Below are 16338 nucleotides of genomic sequence, written 5' to 3' on the forward strand. Positions count from 1 at the left end.
CGTATGCGTCAGACCTGCTCGGCGACCGCCTGCCGCAGCTTGTGGCCGATCTCCTCCATCCTGGCCGGCGACATCCGGTCCTTGAGCGCCGTCACGCTCACCGCCGCGACCGGCGCGGTCCTGCCCAGGAAGACGGGGACCGCCACACATCGCACGCCCGGCTCGTTCTCCTCCAGGTCGAGCGCGTAGCCGCGCCGGCGCACCTGGTCGAGGTGGGTGGCCAGCTTGGCGGGGTTGGTCATGGTGTTACGGGTCCTGGTGGCCAGCGGGCCGTATCGGGCGGTCCACGCCTTGATGGCCTCGTCCGTCGGGTACGTCCAGGCCAGCAGCGCCTTGCCGACGCCCGTGCAGTGGGCGGCGTTGCGGCCGCCCACCACGGACGTCATGGTGATCGTCCGCACCGCCTCCACCTTGTCCAGGTAGACGACCTCGTCGCCGTCCAGCATGGCCATGTGCACCGTCTCGGCGAACTCCTCGCTCACCCGCAGGAGCAGCGGCCGCACCAGGCTGCGCAGGTCCATCGTCTCGTAGAACCTGAAGGCCGTGGCCAGCATCTCGGTGCCGAGGAAGTACGGCCCGCTCGGCTCCGGCTGGGCGGCGAACCCCCGATGCTTCAGGGCGCCCAGCAGCCGGTGCAGCGAGCTCTTGGGCAGGCCGAGCCTGGTGGCGAGCTCGTCGAGCGTAACGCCTCTGCTGTGTTTGCCGATCTCCTGCAAGATCAGCAGCGCGCGATCGACGCTTCCCACCGGGGACTGCCCGTCGGCCACTGCCCTCGCCTCCCTGTTCCGCTTCATGGAAGGCTAGCGCGTATCGCGGAACCGCTCCACTTACCGGGTGTCGCCGGGCCGGGTAGCCCATCCGCCGTACTCGTAGTGCGTGTAACGGCCCCCTTGGTGGGGCTCGGTGAAGGACCCCAGTTCGGCCGCGAAGTCCTCCGCGTCGTCCGTCGGCCGGTATCCGAGCGCGCTCGCCGCCGCGTTCTGCGTCCACCACGAACGCGTGTTGCGCGAGACGCCGTAGACGACCACGTGTCCCGAGCCGGGCGGCGCGGTCAGGCAGGCGCCGTAGAGCCGTGCCGCGTCGTCGTGGCTCAGCCAGGTGTGCAGGTGGCGGGGCTCGGCGGGGCGCTCCTCGAAGGAGCCGACGCGTACGGAGACCACGTCGAGGCCGAAGCGGTCGGCGTACAGGCTGCCGAGGGCCTCCCCGAACGCCTTGGCCGCGCCGTACAGGCCGTCGGGCCGCACGGCCTCCTGCCCGTGGAGGGTCGTGCCCGCCGGGTGGAAGCCGGTGATGCGGTTGGAGCTGGTGTTGACGACGAGCCGGACGCCTTCCCTGCGGCACGCCTCGAAGACGTTGTAGACGCCCTCCAGGTTGGGGCCCTTGATCGAGTCGAAGCCGGCCTCGTCGGAGACACCCCCGAGGTGGATCACCGCCTCGGTGCCCCGCGCGGCCGCCCGCACCTGGTCCAGGTCCATGAGATCGGCCGGTACGAACTCCTCGTGTGCGGCGAGCGGGCCGACGTCGCGGAGGTCGGACAGGCGCACCCGCGCGATCTTCGGCAGCAGCGTGCGTCGCAGCACCTGGCCGATGTTTCCGGCGGCTCCGGTCACGAGGACGTGTTCGGGGAGTCTGGTCATGATGATCACTTATCCATGATTTCCGGGATACGGCTGGCGATCTGTTCACGGGCGTGCTCGCACTCGGCGAAGCTGTGCGGGCAATCCAGGGCGTGCTCGACGAGCTCCTTGGCGGCCCGGGCCCGCGAGATGCGCCGTTCCAGCTCCTGGACGTGGTGGCGCAGCAGGTCCCGGTGGTCCATCGGATCGGCCGCCGACAGCAGCACGCGCAGCTCGCCCAGCGTGAAGCCGGCCTCCTTGCCCATCAGGATCAGCGCCACCCGCTCCAGATCGGGCTGCCCGTAGGCGCGCTGACCACCCGCGCGCCGCGCGGGTTCGAGCAGGCCCATGCTCTCCCAATGGCGCAGGACATGCGTTTCCAGGCCGAACCGCTCCGCCAGCTCTCCGATGGGCATCCCCTCGCTTGACTTCATGTGTACATTAACCGGCACGGTTTCCGCATGATCAAGCCGACCGTTGCGATGACGCGGGTGGTCAACTCCTGCGTCCTGCTCGAACTCGACGGCCACGCCGTCCTCACCGACCCCTGGTTCACCGAACGGTGGTGGCTGCGCCGGGGCGAGCCGCTGGGCCTGCGCGTCCCCGACCTCCCCCCGCTCACCGCCGTCGTGGTCACCAACCTGGCCACCAACCACTGGGACCTGCGCGCGCTGCGCCACCTCCCGGCCAAGGACACCACACCGCTGTACGTGCCCACGCGCGGCATGGCCCGCCGGGCCCGAGCCCTGGGGTTCCGGCGGGCGGAGCGCCTGACGTGGGGGCGGACGCTCGACCTCGCGCCCGGCCTGTCCATGACGGTCGTGCCGTCCGGGCGGACCCTCGTATGGCCCAACAACGCCTACGTCTTCACCACGGCGGGCGGCCGGGTCGTCTTCTTCGGCGGGGAGATGGGCGAGGTCGCCCCGCTGGAGGGATACCGGGCCGACCTGGCCCTGCTGCCCGTCAACGGGCTGCGCCCCCTCTTCGGGCCCCGCCTGGTGATGGGGCCGGAACAGGCCGTCGCGGGGGCGTCCGCGCTGGGCGCCGAGGTCCTGGTCCCCGTGCACGACGCGCATGGGCGCGATCCGCTGTCGCGGCTGTTCCGCACCGGCGGCACCGCCTCCGACGCGGTGGCCCTGGCGGGTCCGGAGCTGCGGGTGGTGGACCTGCCGACGGGCGAGCGCTGGGAACTCGACGCCTGATCACGAGCCGGGCGGCCCGCGCCCGCTAGCGCTTCCATGGCGGGTCGAACAGCCCCAGCCGGCGCGCGTTCAACGCCAGGTAGATCGCGGCGGGGGCCACGACGATCGAGCCCAGCGTGTCGGTGGCGTAATGCGCCCCCAGGTAGACCCGGGCCAGCATCTGACCGGCCACGAGCACGAAGCCCGCCGCCAGCACGGGCCGCTGGAAGCGGGTGTGCCTGACCGTGATCGCGACGGCGATCACGATCGACAGGGTCAGGCACACATGACCGCTGGGGAAGCTGCCGGGGCCGAGGCCGTACACCAGGGCGTCGGAGACCGGGGGCCGGGAACGGGCGATGACGGTCTTGAGCACCCAGCTGACGCCCCACCCGGCGGCGATCACGACCAGCACGCGTCCGGCGGCCCGCGTGCGGCCCGAGACGGCCACACCCACGACGAGGGCGGCGGCGAGGAGAGGGCCCATGACCGTGCCGAACCCCACGTTCAGGACCTGCGCCACCGCGGTCGCCCACGGTCCCCGGACCGACTGCACCCCGTCGCTCACGGCGGTGTCCACGGCGGTCCACGCGGGCGTACGGGCCGCGAAGCCCATCACCGTACCGAGAACGAGGAGCGCCACGGAGACCGGCACCGGAGACCTCGCTCTGTTCAACCCCATGGTGGAACGATAAAGAGGTCCGGATAAGGGCGAGTTCAACCTCCGGGTAGCTTGACCGGCGGTGTCACCCAGCGTCCCCCGGCGTGTGCTCAGTGATCGCCGTCACGTTGCGCGCACGCTCCGTTTTAGGGTAGGCAAACCTAAGCAAAATTTCATGATGGATGGGGACAAAGTGGACCTGAGTCGACGTCGGCTTCTCACGACGGCCGGAGGCGCAAGCCTGATGGCGTTGCTTGCCGCCTGCGGAGACGGCGGAACGGGCGCCGGCCCCGCGGCGACGAAGGCTCAGGAACAGCCCGTCAGCGGCGGCACACTGCGCGTCGGCGCGCTGGGCCGGGCGAGCGCGATCACCCGCGACCCGCACGGCACGCAGGCCAACGAGAGCGACTACCTGATCATCAGCCTGATCTACGACACGCTGACCGTCCCCGGCGCCGCCGAGAACACCGCGCCCCGGCTGGCCGCCAGCTGGAAGGCTGACGCCGACGTCAAGACCTGGCGCTTCACGCCGGCGCGGGGCGCGACGTTCCACGACGGCACGCCGGTCACCGCCGAGGACGTCGCCTGGTCGCTGCGGCGGCTGCGCGAGACCCCGGCCGGCGCGGCCCGACTGCCCGGCATCAAGGCGGACAACATCCGGACCGAAGGCGGCGCCGTGGTGCTGACCTCCGACTACCCGAACGCCGATCTGCCGCTGATGCTGCGGCTGACCACGTTCGTGCTGAAGAAGGACACCAAGGAGGTGGCCGGCGCGCCGGGCAGCGGGCCGTTCAAGCTGGAGTGGTACCGCGACGGCAACGCCCGGCTGGTGCGCAACGACGCCTGGCACGCCGGCAAGCCCCACCTCGACGCGATCGAGGTGAAGATCTTCGAAAGCCCTCAGGCCATGGCGAACGCCCTGCTGGGTGGCCAGATCGACCTGGCGTCCAACGTCGGCGCGGTCGCCGCCAGGACGGCGGCCACCCGGCCGGACGTCCAGGTTCTGCGCCGGCCCGACGACATGGCGATGCCCATCGTCATGCGTACCGCCGAGGGCAGCCCGTTCGCCGATCCCAAGGTCCGCGAGGCGCTCCGGCTGGCCGTCGACCGCGAGGCCATGGTCAAGCAGGTGCTCAGCGGCTACGGCAAGGTCGCCAACGACGTGCTCGGCACCGGCGACCCCGCATACGCCAAGAACCTGCCGCAGCGCGCCCGCGACCTGAACCGGGCCAGGCAACTGCTCCAGGAGGCCGGGTTCGACCTGTCGAAGACCTATCAGCTGCGTACCACCGAGGACATCTCCGGCCTGGCCGAGTCCGCCGCCCTTTTCGCCACGCAGGTGCGCGAGGCCGGCGTGCGGATCGAGGTCGTCAAGGAGGACTCCGGCGCCTTCTGGGACAAGACCTGGCTCAAGGGCGACCTCTACACCACGTACTGGGGCACCAACGACTCGGTGCTCTTCTACGCCAGCAAGCTCCTGCTGACCGGTGCCGGGCAGAACGAGTCGGCGTGGAGCGACGCCGAGTTCGACCAGGCCTACAAGCAGGCCGTGGGAACGCTGGACGAGGCCGCACGGGCGCAGGCGCTGCGCAAGATCCAGGAGATCCAGCACGAGCGCTCCGGGTACGTGCTGTGGGGCATGGCCGACGGCATCGACCTGGCCGGCCCGAAGGTGCGCGACCTGCCCACCTTGCCCGGGTACGGACGAGTGCAGCTCGAGCGGGTATGGCTGGCACGCTGACGGCGCTGCGGCTGGGCGGGCTGCTCGCCCGGCGGATCGCCCTGCTCGCCGTACTGCTGGCGCTGGTCTTCGTCGTCGTCGAGGCGCTTCCCGGCGACGCCGCGGACGCGACCGCCGCCCGCGGGGAGAGCGCCGCCGACATCGCCCGGCGGCGCGTCCTCCTCGGCCTGGACCAGCCGGTCGTCGTGCGCTTCCTGAAGTGGATGGCCGGGTTGCCGACCGGCGATCTCGGGCTGTCGGCGCGCGGCGAGCAGGTGTGGGGAATCCTCGCCGGCCCGCTGCCCAACACGCTGCTGCTGGGCGGCCTGGCGCTGGCGATCACCGTCGTCGCCTCGATCGCGCTCGGGTCCTGGGCGGCGATGCGGCCGGGATCGGCGGCCGACCGGGTGATCTCCGCGTCGTCCACCGTGGTGCTCGCGCTGCCGGAGTTCGTCATCGCGGTGGCGCTGGTGCTGGTCTTCGCGCTGTGGGCGGGCATGCTGCCCGCCGCGACGCTGGCCGGCCCGGACGGCGCTCCCGCCTCGTGGACCATGCTGGTCCTGCCGGTGCTGGCGTTGGCGATCCCCCAGATCGGATGGAACGCCAGGATCGTGCGCGGTGCCCTCGGCGACGAGGCCAGGGCTCCGCACGTGACGGCGGCCGTGCTCGACGGCCTGCCGCCGTTGCGCGTCCTGGCCCGCCATCTGTTGCCGGGCGCGCTGCCCGCCATCGCGGCCGGCGTGGCCACCTCCACCGGCATGCTGCTCGGCGGCGCCGTGGCGGTGGAGACGATCTTCAACTACCCGGGCGTGGGCGCGCTGCTCGCGGGCGCGGTGGCCGACCGGGACACCCCGCTCATCGCCGGCGTCGTCGCGCTGACCGGCGTGATGATCACGTGCGTGCTGCTCGCCGCCGACCTGATCCGGTCGTGGGCGGCGGGGGAGCGCCGGTGAAGCGCCTCCTGCCTGCCCTGCTGCTGGCGCTGCTCGCCCTCGCCGGGCCGCTGCTGGCGCCACACCCCATGGACCAGCCGATCACGATCCCGTACGGCCCGGCCGGGGCGGACGGCGCGCTGCTCGGCGGCGACCAGCTCGGCCGCGACGTGCTGAGCAGGCTTCTGCACGGTGGGCGCGAACTGGTCCTCGCCTCCCTGGTGGTGGCGGTACTGGTGACCGCGATCGCGGCCGTCCTCGGCGTGGCCGGAGCGCTGCGGCCGGCGCTCGGCCGGGTCGTCGAGCGGGCGGCCGACGTGTTCATGCTGCTGCCGGCCGTGCTGGGCATCCTGCTGGTCACGCAGTCCTGGCCGGGCGGCGGCCGGATCGCGCTGGTGGCCGCGGCGGTGGCGCTCGGCACGCCGTACGCGATGCGGTTCATGGCCGCCGCGGCGGCGCCCGTCGTGGCCGCCGGCTACGTGGAGGCGGCCGTCGCCGGCGGCGAGCGCACCTGGCACCTGGTCGTCCGCGAGGTGCTGCCGAACCTGCGCTCCACCGTGCTCGCCCTGTTCGGCCTGCGCTTCGTTGCGGCCGTCTACGTGGTCTCCACCGCGGCGTTCCTGCAGGTCGGTCCGCAACCACCGGCGGCCGACTGGGCGTTGATGATCCGCGAGAACAGCGCCGGGATCGTCCTCAACCCGTGGGCGGTGCTGGCCCCCGGCGTCGCGATCGCGTTGCTGGCGATGAGCGTCAACCTGGCGGCCGGCGCACTGACTCGGGAGGACTCGTGACCCCTGGCGGCTCTGGTGGCCGGCGTACGGATGTGGAAGGACCCGTGACCCCCCACGCTGTCGTGACCGATCTGACCGTGGCCGTGCAGGGCGGACCTGAGCTCCTGTCCGGCGTCGGCCTGGCCGCCCGCCCCGGGCGCGTGCTGGCCCTGGTGGGCGCCTCCGGGTCGGGCAAGACCACCCTGCTGCGCGCCCTGCTCGGCGACCTGTCGCCGGGCACGGCCCGCCGCGCCGGCACCGTGCGGGTGCTCGGCGTAGACGTGTTCGGCTGCGGCCCGGCCGAACTGCGCGAGCTGCGGCGCAGGCGCCTGGCCTTCGTGGGGCAGGATCCCGGCTCGGCGCTCAACCCGCGGATGCGGGTGGGCGCGCTGGTCGCCGAGACCGGTACGAACATCACCCGCGCCGGCATCACCGCCCTGCTCGACGAGGTCGGGCTGTCGGGCGTGCCCGGCCTGCTCGGCCGCAGAGCCGGCGAGCTGTCGGGAGGCCAGCAGCGCCGCGTCGCCCTGGCCAGGGCCCTGGCCCGGCGGCCCGGCCTGCTGCTCCTGGACGAGCCCACCGCCGGGCTCGACCCCGCGCTGCGCGACGAGATCGGCGCGCTGCTGCGCCGCTTGGCCCGCGAGCAGGACGTCGCGGTCGTGCTGTCCTGCCATGATCGGGACCTGGTCGAGCGGGTGGCCGACGACGTGCTGGAACTGCCCGAAGGAGGCGCCGTCCCGCCGCCGGTGGCCCGGGGCTCCGTCCAGCCCCGCCGGACGCCTGTCACGGACACGGCGGCGCCGGCCCGTGGCCTGAGCGCGGATGCGGGGCTGCGGGCCCGTGGTCTGGACGCGGACGTGGGTGCCGCCCGCCTGCCGGTGCTGCGCGGCGTCGACCTGGACGCGGCCGCGGGGACCGCGGTCGGCGTCGTGGGCCCGTCGGGTTCGGGCAAGACGACGTTGCTACGCATCCTGGTCGGCCTGCATCCCCGCTCGGGCGGCTCGCTCACCCTGGACGGCCTGGCCCTCCAGCCCGACGTCCGCAGGCGCGGCCGAGAACAGCGGCGCAGGGTGCAGTTCGTCCCGCAGAACCCGATGGGCGCGCTGAACCCCTCGGCGACCGTGTCCGCAGCCCTGGCCCGTCCGCTGCTCCTGCACCGCAGGTGTGCCCGCTCCGCCGTGCCCGGCCGGGTGGCCGAACTGCTGGAGCAGGTCGGGCTGGGCGTCGAGCACGCGCATCGGTACCCGCACGAGCTGTCGGGCGGCCAGCGGCAGCGGGTCTCCATCGCCCGCGCGCTGGCCGCCGAACCGGATGTGCTCGTGTGCGATGAGATCACCTCCGCGCTGGACGGCGGCACCGCGCGCTCGGTCATGGACCTGCTGGCCCGCCTGCGGGAGACGCGCGGCACGGCCGTGGTCTTCGCCTCTCACGACCTCGACCTGATCGAGCGGTACGCCGACGGAGTGGTGACGATCAACGGAGGCTCTTCGACGTGAAGGCCCGCCCGGGCGTCAGCCTCCGGCGCGGGCGCGCAGGGTCCGCAGGACGAGCAGCCCGCCGACCCCGGGGACGAACGCTAGACGGCGGGCGGCCGGCTGGACCGTCCAGGTGGCCGCGATCACGGCGAGGTAGGCGGTGCCGTGCAGCGGGCCGCAGAACGTCGTGATCACCTTGGCGTGGACGGTGAACAGGTTGCCGAGCAGGATCACGAGGGAGGCGGCCTCGACGGCGGCCGCCATTCGCAGCAGGCGCATGGCGGGTCAGTCTCCCGCGCCGGGCCGTACGATCATCAGGACCACGACGACCGCCCAGGCCAGGTTGTAGAAGCCGGACAGCATGGACAGCGCGCGCAGCGGCCGTTCGTCGCCGGGCTCGCTGAGCGCGGCGCGCTGGCGCGGGTGGATCTGCGCGGCCAGCAGGCCGCCCGCGACGGCCGTGAGGATCATGGAGATGATGATCCAGATCTCGCCCATCCGGCCCTGCACGCTCGCCAGGATGATCCCGGCCAGGGGCACGATGAGCCCGAAGGCGGCGTAGCCCCCGGTGATGCGGTGCAGCGCGACCGCCACACCCCGGTTGCGCTCGCCCGGATCCGGCGGCTCGCCCTGCCCACCGGTCGCGACCGGCGCGTAGCGGGGGAACAGGCTCGTCGCCGCGGCCGAGCCGCCCACGAACACGATGCCGGCCAGGACGTGCACCGACAGCAGGACATGCTCCAGCATTCCTCTACCTCCAACCTTCAGTGTGACTGAAGCCTAGCGCAAGCTTCAGCCGCCCTGAAGGTTGGGCGACATGCTGAGGGTGTTTCGAGATGATGGGGGCCTCCCGCCTGGCGATGCGCGGCGCTGTGGAGGCGAGGCGGGCCCCGGGACGGAGGGGCCAACTTTCACTTTTCGGAACGATAGTCTAACGTTCGGAACATGTCCGAGATGGCTGCCGAGTCCAAGCTCGTCGGATCCGACCGCGTGCTGGCGGTTCTGGCCGAGCTGGCTCGCCACCCCGACGGGATCGGCCTGGAGGAGATGGCCCGAGCGGTGGCCAGCCCCAAGCCGACGGTGCACCGTGCCCTGGCGTCGCTGCGCCGCGCCGGGTTCGCGGCCCAGCACGGCCACGGGCGGTACGTGCTCGGCGACGAGTTCCTGCGGATGGCCTTCGCCCACCACGAGGCCCGGCCGGACCACGTGCGGGTCACGCCGATCCTGCGGGCCCTGTGCGAACGCTACGGCGAGACCGTGCACTACGCGGTGCTGGAGGGGGCGTCAGTCGTCTACCGGTCGAAGCTCGACCCGTCCGACGGGGCCGTCCGGCTGACGTCCGTCGTCGGGGGCCGCAACCCGGCACACTGTACCGCCGTCGGCAAGGTGCTGCTGGCCGACGCCCTGCGCACCGAGGACGCGGTGCGCCAGTGGGTGGGGGACCGGCGGCTGGAGCTGCCGACCGAGCGCTCGATCGGCACGGTGGAGCAGCTGCACGGCGAGCTCGCGCGCATCCGCGAGCTGGGCTACGCCGTCGACGACCAGGAGAACGAGCCGGGCGTCAACTGCGTGGCGGTCCTCGCATACCTGACCTCGCCCACCGTGCCCAGCGGCGCCGTCAGCGTCAGCGGACTGGCCTACCGGACGCCGCTGAAGTCGCTCGTCGACGACCTGCCCGCCATCCGCGGCATCGTCGCCGGACGGGAGACCCCGTGAAAGAGCCCGTGAACCTCGCCCGTACCCTCCCGATCCGAACACGGAGAAAGCGTTGTACCTGATGCGCATCGGCGCGCCCGGCGCCGAGAAGCCCGTCGTCCGCGTGGACGAGACCCACTACGTCGACGTCAGCGACCTCACCCCGGACTTCGACGAGAAGTTCTTCGGCTCCGGCGGCACGGCCCTGCTGAGCCAACCGGTCGCCGACCGGATCGCGCGGGGACAGGTGCACGCGTTCGGGGACGAGCGCGTCGGCGCGCCGATCGCCCGCCCGCACCAGATCCTGTGCATCGGCCTGAACTACAGCGACCACGCCGCCGAGACCGGCCAGGCCGTCCCCGACGAGCCGATCCTGTTCACCAAGTCGCCCAACACCCTCATCGGCCCGTACGACGAGGTGCGCATCCCGCGCGGCTCCACCAAGCCCGACTGGGAGGTCGAGCTCGGCATCGTGATCGGCAGGCGCACCTCCTACCTGGACTCGGTCGAGGAGGCCGCCGGCGCCATCGCCGGTTACTGCGTGGTCAACGACGTCAGCGAGCGCGCCTTCCAGATGGAGCGCGGCGGCCAGTGGTCCAAGGGCAAGTCCGCCGAGACCTTCAACCCGGCCGGCCCCTGGCTGGTCACCGGCGACGAGATCCCCGACGTCAAGAACCTGGGCATGTGGCTCGACGTCAACGGCGTGCGCCGGCAGACCGGCTCCACCAAGACGATGATCTTCGACCCGTACTTCATCGTCCATCACCTGAGCCAGTTCATGGTGCTGGAGCCGGGCGACCTGATCAACACCGGCACCCCGCCCGGCGTCGGCATGGGCTTCAAGCCGCCGATCTGGCTGCAGCCCGGCGACGTCATCGAGTTGGGCATCGACCGCCTGGGCGCCCAGCGTCAGCAGGTCCTGGGCCCGAGATAAGGATTGGCATGAGCGTCACCCATTCCGAGAAGCGGCTGGCCGCCCCGGACCCCGCCGTCCTGGCGGCGGTCGAGGCCGCCGTGCCCGGGATCACCCGTACGCGGGCCACCGACCGGCTCGGCATGGCCCATGACGCCTCCCACTACCTGCTCACCCCGCAGGCGGTCCTGGTGCCGGAGAGCGCCGAGCAGGTGGCGGCGCTCATGCGGACCGGGCTGCCGCTGACGTTCCGCTCCGGCGGCACCAGCCTGAGCGGGCAGGGCGTGAGCGAGCACCTGCTGGTCGACACCCGGCGGCACTTCCGCGGCATCGAGGTGCTCGACGGCGGCGCCCGGATCCGCGTGCAGCCGGGCGCCGTGCTGCGGCAGATCAACGCCCGGCTGGCCGCCCACGGCCGCAAGCTCGGCCCGGACCCGGCCAGCGAGTCGGCCTGCACGATCGGCGGCGTCGTCGCCAACAACTCCAGCGGCATGACCTGCGGCACCCACGCCAACACGTACCAGACGCTGGAGTCGCTGGTCCTCGTGCTGCCCAGCGGCACCGTCGTCGACACCGCCGCCCCCGACGCCGACGCGCGGCTGCGCGCCCTGGAGCCCGAGCTGGCGCAGGGCCTGGAACGGCTGCGCGACCGGGTGCGCGGCAACCCCGAGTCGGTGCGGCGCGTCACCGCCCAGTTCTCCCTGAAGAACACCATGGGGTACGGGCTCAACAGCTTCCTCGACCACGACAAGCCCGCGCAGATCCTCGCCCACCTCGCGGTCGGCAGCGAGGGGACCCTGGGCTTCGTCGCCCAGGCGGTCCTGCGCACGGTCCCGGCGCACCGCCTGGCCGCGACCGGCCTGCTCGTCTTCCCCACGCTGCGCCGGGCGATGGCGGCGATGCCGCAGCTCGTCTCCGCCGGCCCCGCCGCCGTCGAGCTGCTGGACGCCGAGTCCCTGCGGGTCGCCCAGCGGGACCCCAAGGCCGACGACGTCCTGCGCACGCTGACCGTGCGGGACCACGCCGCGCTCCTGGTCGAGTGGCAGGAGTCGGACCCGGAACCGCTGGCCGAGCACGAGCGCACGGCCGAGCGGCTGTTCGCCACGCTCGACCTGGCCGCCCCGGCGCGGCTGAGCAGGGACGCGGGCGGCCGGGGCGCGCTCTGGCACATCCGCAAGGGCCTGTACGCCTCCGTCGCCGGCGCCCGTCCCAGCGGCACCACCGCGCTCCTGGAGGACGTCGCCGTCCCGGTGCCCGTCCTGGCCGACCTCTGCGACGACCTGGCCGACCTGTTCGCCAAGCACCGCTACGAGCGCAGCGTCATCTTCGGCCACGCCAAGGACGGCAACCTGCACTTCATGCTCAACGAGCGCTTCGACACCGACCTGGAGCGCTACGCCGACTTCACCGAGGACATGGTCGCCGCCGTGCTCGACCGGGGCGGCACGCTCAAGGCCGAGCACGGCACCGGCCGCGTCATGGCCCCGTTCGTCCGCCGCCAGTATGGCGACGAGCTGTTCGAGGTGATGCGCGAGGTCAAGCGCCTGTGTGATCCCGCGGGCACGCTCAACCCCGGCGTCGTCCTCACCGACGACCCGCACGCCCACCTGCGTGACCTCAAGTCCGTCGTCACCGTCGAGCCCGAGGTCGACCGGTGCGTGGAGTGCGGCTACTGCGAGCCCGTCTGCCCCAGCCGCGACCTCACCACCACGCCGCGCCAGCGCATCGTGCTGCGCCGCGAGCTGGCCGCCGCCCGCGCCGCCGGGGACCACGCGCTGGCGAAACGGCTGGAGGAGGAGTACGGCTACGACGCCGTGGACACCTGCGCCGTGGACGGCATGTGCGCCACCGCCTGCCCCGTCCTGATCAACACCGGTGACCTGACGAAACGCCTGCGCGAAGAGCGCCACGGCCGCACCGCCCGCGCGGGCTGGAAGTCCGCCGCCAAGCACTGGAACGGCGTGACCCGCGCCCTGGACCTGGCCCTCGACGCCGCGGCCGCGGCGCCGGCCCCGCTCACCGAGGGCGCGAGCAAGGCCGCCCGCGCCGTGGCGGGCCAGGACGCCGTCCCGCAGTGGAGCCGTGACCTGCCCCGGGGCGGGACGCCCCGCCGCCCGGCCCCGGCCGAGGAGGCCGACGCCGTGTTCGTCCCGTCCTGCCTGAACACCCTGTTCGCCCCGGCCGAGGGCGGCCCCGGCGCGATGGCCGCGCTGCTGAGCCTGGCCGGGCGGGCGGGCGTCCGGCTGCGCGTGCCCGACGGGATCGGGAGCCTGTGCTGCGGCACGCCCTGGTCGTCGAAGGGCCTCACCGACGGCTACGAGGTGATGCGCCGCCGGGTGCGGGACGCGCTGGCGACGGCCACGGACGGCGGCCGGATCCCGGTCGTCAGCGACGCCGCCTCCTGCACCGAGGGCTTCGAACGCCTCACCGCCGCCGCCTCGCCCGCCGTCCGGGTGCTCGACGCGGTGGCCTTCACCGCCGAGCACCTCCTGCCCCGCCTGCCCGCGGCCCGCCGCCTGCCCTCGCTGGCCCTGCACCCGACCTGCTCCTCGACCCGGCTCGGCCTCGACGCCGCCATCACCCGCGTCGCCGAGACCGTCGCCGAACGGGTCGTCGTGCCGGACGGCTGGCAGTGCTGCGCCTTCGCCGGCGACCGCGGCCTGCTCCATCCCGAGCTGACCGCCTCCGCCACGCGGGCGGAGGCCGCCGCCGTGGCGCAGGAGGACTTCGCCGCCCACGCCTCGGTCAACCGCACGTGCGAGCTCGGCCTGACCCGCGCCACCGGCAAGCCGTACCACCACCTCCTGGAGCTCCTGGACCGGGTCACTACCCCTTGACGGCCGCGCCGGTGACCGAGGAGGCCCAGTACAGGGCCTTGGCCACCTGCGGGAACAGCCCCTTGGGGTGGTTGCGGAACATCGGCTCCGTGCCGAACAGCACCACGGCCGCGCCCCGCTCGTCCCTGCCGCTGACCACGGCCGCCTGGCCCCTGGCGGCGTCCTGGCCGCCGGTGCCGTCGGCGTTGGGCCGCCAGTGGCCGGAGACCAGGGGGCCCTCGGCCGCGTACGACTGCTCGACCGTGACCTCCGGCCCCAGACCGGTGAACCAGCGCGGCGAGTACACGAACGAGTGGTCCGGCGACCCGCCGCCCACATGACCTCCCGTGGAGAGCACGCGGACGACGCCGTTGGCGTCGCCGCGGCCCGCGACGGCGGTCGCGGTGAGCAGCCCGGCGGCGGCGTTGAAGGCCGCGCCGGTGGCGCCACGGGTGATCACGCCGCCGGCGGTCAGGAACGCGTCGAGCGCCGCCCTGGCCGCCGGGTTGAGCGCGGTGTAGCTCAGCCCGCTGGAGACGAACAGCACGTCGGTGCCGCTCCAGTCATAGCCCGCGTTGAGGACCGCCGTGGAGACGGGGGTGACGGCGAAGCCCAGCTCGCGCAGCGTGAACAGCTCGTCGGCCGAGGCGGCGGCGGCGATCCTGACCTGCGAGAGCGGCACGCCGGACGCCGTGCCCCCCGGGGTGAAGGCGACGCCGTAGCGCTCGGAGACCGCGCGGGCGGCCGCCCGCGCCGAGGCGGGCACGACGGCCGCGCCGTCCGCCCAGGTCACCGCCGTGCCCTGGGCCAGGAGGTCGTTCAGGGCGAGGACGTCCTTGGCGTCGGTCACCTTGAGCGCGAGCGCCCCGGGCGTGCGCGGCACGGACCCGGTCGGCGCGGCGGCCTTGACGGGGTCGGCCTGCACGCGCAGGGACGTGACGCCGTCCACGCCGGCGCCCCAGAGCAGGCCGTGGCTCCAGCCGGAGATGTCGTACATGGCGTCGACCCTGGGCGAGATGTCCGCGCCCGCCTCCAGCATGACGTTGGCCAGCCCGCGCTTCGGCTGGCGCATGTCCACCACGTACGACCCGGCCGGATACGTCCTGCCGTCCGCCCGGAACGCGTGCCTGGCCCGCTCGACCCGCACGTCGTTCGCGATCAGGTGGTCGACCAGGCGCGCGGCGGCCGCCTCCGAGCGCCGGCCGGTGACGACGTACGCCCGGGGGAAGGTGGTGTTGTAGACGTCCTCCGGCCCGAACCCGGGCACGATGCCGAGCGGCACGGTCTTGGACGGCTCCCCGGCCGCGCCCCGCCGGAACACCTCGATCTGGTCGGCGATCAGCCGGTCGTGCCGGTCGCGCACGAAGGCGTAGGTGGCCCGGATGGCGGCGGCGGCCACGTCGGTGTTGATCGCGGAGCGGCGGCGCAGCTCCTCGACCGGCTGCTGGGTGTAGTCGGAGCCGTTGACCCGCAGCGGGATCTCGACGGTGTGCGCGGCCACCGCGCCGTGGAAGGGCGCGTACTGCGGGGTGAAGATCGGCGGCCAGTCGTCCCAGCCCTCGGCGGAGTCGCGGAACGGGATCTGCGCCGGGTACACGCCGTCCTTCTCGACGGTGTAGCCCAGCCCGTTCACGGCGGCCTCCATGCCGAGGCCGTTGGCGTAGGTGTCCTGGATGAACAGGTCGTACTCGTAGTTCGCGCCGTGCGGCGGCGTGGTCGGCTCGATGAGCGTGCCGTTGACGTAGCCGTGCAGGTCGATCATGGTGACCGGCTGGGCGTCGATCATGATCTGGCGCATCGCCCGCACCTCGGGCTGGGAGGCGGTGACGAAGTCGCGGTTCAGGTCGAAGCCGGCGCCGTTCTGGCGCGCGCCGTTGACGCGGCCGTCGGGGTTGGCGGTGATGTTGAAGTACAGGCGGGTGCGCGCCAGCAGGTCGGCGACCTTGGGATCCTTGCTGGTGGCGAGCTCCTCGATGACGCGCAGGGCGGCGTCGGTGCCCTCCCACTCGTTGCCGTGGATGTTGGCGTTGACGAAGACCGGTGCCTTGTACCTCTTGACCAGCTTCCGGTCGCGGGCGGCGGCGGCCGGGTCGTTCTCGATGCGCTCGCGGATGCGCTCCTGCTCGCGCGTCCCGGCGGCGCTCTCCGGCGCGGTGACGGTCACCAGGTAGAGGTCGCGGCCCCCGTACGAGCGGCCGATGACCTGCGCGCTGACCCGGTCGCCACGCTGCTGGAGGTCGTTCAGCCGGGGCGCGATGCCGTGGTGGGGCACCAGGCCCAGCTTGATCGAGGCGTCGGCCGGGTTCTCAGGGGGCACCGGCAGACGGGTCCGGCGGGGGTAGCCCCGGTCGTGCGACAGGGTGCCGGGTTGCTCGGCCTGGGCAGCCAGCGCCTCGGCCCGTTCGGGTACGTCGGCCGCGACCTCGTTGCGCTCCGGGCCGTTGCCGAAGTCGCGCACGGCCGGGGCCGGCGGCGCGACCGGGTCGGCCGACACCGCGTGCGGGACGAGCGGGATCACCAGGAGCGCGGCGAGCAGGGCAGGGGGCAGGCGCAAGGGAG

At 73.2% G+C, this 16338-nt stretch carries 15 protein-coding genes; 8 read left to right on the top strand and 7 right to left on the bottom strand.

Translation table 11 applies throughout. The features are described 5' to 3' along the window. Positions 1-8: 8 nt before the first annotated feature. Genes ACIBI9_RS28730 through ACIBI9_RS28740 form a run of 3 tightly spaced genes read right to left on the bottom strand, consistent with a single transcriptional unit; the run spans position 9 to position 2032 of the window. A complete protein-coding gene (locus tag ACIBI9_RS28730; RefSeq protein WP_397226110.1) occupies positions 9-767 on the bottom strand; it encodes an IclR family transcriptional regulator in 759 nt (252 codons plus the stop codon). 60 nt (positions 768-827) lie between these two features. Continuing rightward, positions 828-1637 carry an NAD-dependent epimerase/dehydratase family protein gene (locus ACIBI9_RS28735; protein ID WP_397226112.1) on the bottom strand — a complete coding sequence of 270 codons (810 nt, stop codon included), beginning with the start codon at positions 1635-1637 and terminating at the stop codon, positions 828-830. Positions 1638-1642: 5 nt separating this feature from the next. Next, the gene (locus ACIBI9_RS28740; protein ID WP_397226114.1) at positions 1643-2032 is read right to left on the bottom strand and encodes a MerR family transcriptional regulator; all 390 of its coding nucleotides are present in this window, start codon (positions 2030-2032) and stop codon (positions 1643-1645) included. A 45-nt stretch (positions 2033-2077) separates the two neighbouring features. Here ACIBI9_RS28740 and ACIBI9_RS28745 point away from each other — a divergent pair, with 45 nt between their 5' ends. Continuing rightward, complete coding sequence (locus tag ACIBI9_RS28745) at positions 2078-2818, top strand: MBL fold metallo-hydrolase (protein WP_397226117.1); 741 nt, start codon at positions 2078-2080, stop codon at positions 2816-2818. 25 nt (positions 2819-2843) lie between these two features. On the opposite strand, the gene ACIBI9_RS28750 is transcribed toward ACIBI9_RS28745, so the two are convergent. Further along, positions 2844-3479, bottom strand: a complete 636-nt coding sequence (locus ACIBI9_RS28750) for a phosphatase PAP2 family protein (protein WP_397226119.1) — start codon at positions 3477-3479, stop codon at positions 2844-2846. Positions 3480-3702: 223 nt separating this feature from the next. Here ACIBI9_RS28750 and ACIBI9_RS28755 point away from each other — a divergent pair, with 223 nt between their 5' ends. From ACIBI9_RS28755 to ACIBI9_RS28770, 4 genes are read left to right on the top strand one after another with little or no spacing between them, the layout of a single operon-like run. After that, entirely contained in the window at positions 3703-5199 is a 1497-nt protein-coding gene (locus ACIBI9_RS28755) for an ABC transporter substrate-binding protein (RefSeq protein WP_397226121.1), read from the top strand. Further along, positions 5184-6131 (top strand): ABC transporter permease, encoded by a 948-nt coding sequence (locus ACIBI9_RS28760; RefSeq protein ID WP_397226123.1) that lies wholly within the window; start codon positions 5184-5186, stop codon positions 6129-6131. The genes ACIBI9_RS28755 and ACIBI9_RS28760 overlap by 16 nt, the downstream gene beginning before the upstream one ends. After that, a complete protein-coding gene (locus ACIBI9_RS28765) occupies positions 6128-6901 on the top strand; it encodes an ABC transporter permease (RefSeq protein WP_397226125.1) in 774 nt (257 codons plus the stop codon). Before ACIBI9_RS28760 ends, ACIBI9_RS28765 begins: the two co-directional genes overlap by 4 nt. A gap of 44 nt (positions 6902-6945) precedes the next feature. Beyond that, positions 6946-8376: an ABC transporter ATP-binding protein gene (locus tag ACIBI9_RS28770; RefSeq protein WP_397226127.1), complete on the top strand. Its 1431-nt coding sequence runs from the start codon at positions 6946-6948 to the stop codon at positions 8374-8376. Between the two features lie 15 nt (positions 8377-8391). Here ACIBI9_RS28770 and ACIBI9_RS28775 read toward each other — a convergent pair whose 3' ends face one another. Together ACIBI9_RS28775 and ACIBI9_RS28780 are read right to left on the bottom strand one after the other, a co-directional pair. After that, the gene (locus ACIBI9_RS28775; RefSeq protein WP_397226129.1) at positions 8392-8634 is read right to left on the bottom strand and encodes a hypothetical protein; all 243 of its coding nucleotides are present in this window, start codon (positions 8632-8634) and stop codon (positions 8392-8394) included. Positions 8635-8640: 6 nt separating this feature from the next. Next, positions 8641-9102, bottom strand: coding sequence for a hypothetical protein (locus tag ACIBI9_RS28780; protein WP_397226131.1), 462 nt, complete (start codon positions 9100-9102; stop codon positions 8641-8643). Between the two features lie 198 nt (positions 9103-9300). Between ACIBI9_RS28780 and ACIBI9_RS28785 the strand changes: the two genes are divergently transcribed. The 3 genes from ACIBI9_RS28785 to ACIBI9_RS28795 all read left to right on the top strand — a co-directional run bounded on the left by ACIBI9_RS28785 (position 9301) and on the right by ACIBI9_RS28795 (position 13800). Next, positions 9301-10071: an IclR family transcriptional regulator gene (locus tag ACIBI9_RS28785; RefSeq protein ID WP_397226133.1), complete on the top strand. Its 771-nt coding sequence runs from the start codon at positions 9301-9303 to the stop codon at positions 10069-10071. 61 nt (positions 10072-10132) lie between these two features. Next, complete coding sequence (locus tag ACIBI9_RS28790) at positions 10133-10984, top strand: fumarylacetoacetate hydrolase family protein (RefSeq protein WP_397226690.1); 852 nt, start codon at positions 10133-10135, stop codon at positions 10982-10984. A gap of 8 nt (positions 10985-10992) precedes the next feature. Beyond that, positions 10993-13800, top strand: coding sequence for an FAD-binding and (Fe-S)-binding domain-containing protein (locus tag ACIBI9_RS28795; protein WP_397226135.1), 2808 nt, complete (start codon positions 10993-10995; stop codon positions 13798-13800). On the opposite strand, the gene ACIBI9_RS28800 is transcribed toward ACIBI9_RS28795, so the two are convergent. After that, the gene (locus tag ACIBI9_RS28800; RefSeq protein WP_397226137.1) at positions 13790-16333 is read right to left on the bottom strand and encodes a M14 family zinc carboxypeptidase; all 2544 of its coding nucleotides are present in this window, start codon (positions 16331-16333) and stop codon (positions 13790-13792) included. The genes ACIBI9_RS28795 and ACIBI9_RS28800 overlap by 11 nt on opposite strands. Between the last annotated feature and the right edge of the window lie 5 nt (positions 16334-16338).

The sequence above is a fragment of the Nonomuraea sp. NPDC050451 genome (genome assembly GCF_044458585.1).

Excerpts from the sequence above, each read along its gene's own strand:
- ACIBI9_RS28775 (WP_397226129.1), bottom strand. The coding sequence starts at position 8,634 with ATGCGCCTGCTGCGAATGGCGGCCGCCGTCGAGGCCGCCTCCCTCGTG.
- ACIBI9_RS28755 (WP_397226121.1), top strand. The coding sequence starts at position 3,703 with ATGGCGTTGCTTGCCGCCTGCGGAGACGGCGGAACGGGCGCCGGCCCC.
- ACIBI9_RS28740 (WP_397226114.1), bottom strand. The coding sequence starts at position 2,032 with ATGCCCATCGGAGAGCTGGCGGAGCGGTTCGGCCTGGAAACGCATGTC.
- ACIBI9_RS28735 (WP_397226112.1), bottom strand. The coding sequence starts at position 1,637 with ATGACCAGACTCCCCGAACACGTCCTCGTGACCGGAGCCGCCGGAAAC.
- ACIBI9_RS28760 (WP_397226123.1), top strand. The coding sequence starts at position 5,184 with ATGGCTGGCACGCTGACGGCGCTGCGGCTGGGCGGGCTGCTCGCCCGG.
- ACIBI9_RS28785 (WP_397226133.1), top strand. The coding sequence starts at position 9,301 with ATGTCCGAGATGGCTGCCGAGTCCAAGCTCGTCGGATCCGACCGCGTG.
- ACIBI9_RS28780 (WP_397226131.1), bottom strand. The coding sequence starts at position 9,102 with ATGCTGGAGCATGTCCTGCTGTCGGTGCACGTCCTGGCCGGCATCGTG.
- ACIBI9_RS28790 (WP_397226690.1), top strand. The coding sequence starts at position 10,133 with ATGCGCATCGGCGCGCCCGGCGCCGAGAAGCCCGTCGTCCGCGTGGAC.
- ACIBI9_RS28795 (WP_397226135.1), top strand. The coding sequence starts at position 10,993 with ATGAGCGTCACCCATTCCGAGAAGCGGCTGGCCGCCCCGGACCCCGCC.
- ACIBI9_RS28750 (WP_397226119.1), bottom strand. The coding sequence starts at position 3,479 with ATGGGGTTGAACAGAGCGAGGTCTCCGGTGCCGGTCTCCGTGGCGCTC.
- ACIBI9_RS28745 (WP_397226117.1), top strand. The coding sequence starts at position 2,078 with ATGATCAAGCCGACCGTTGCGATGACGCGGGTGGTCAACTCCTGCGTC.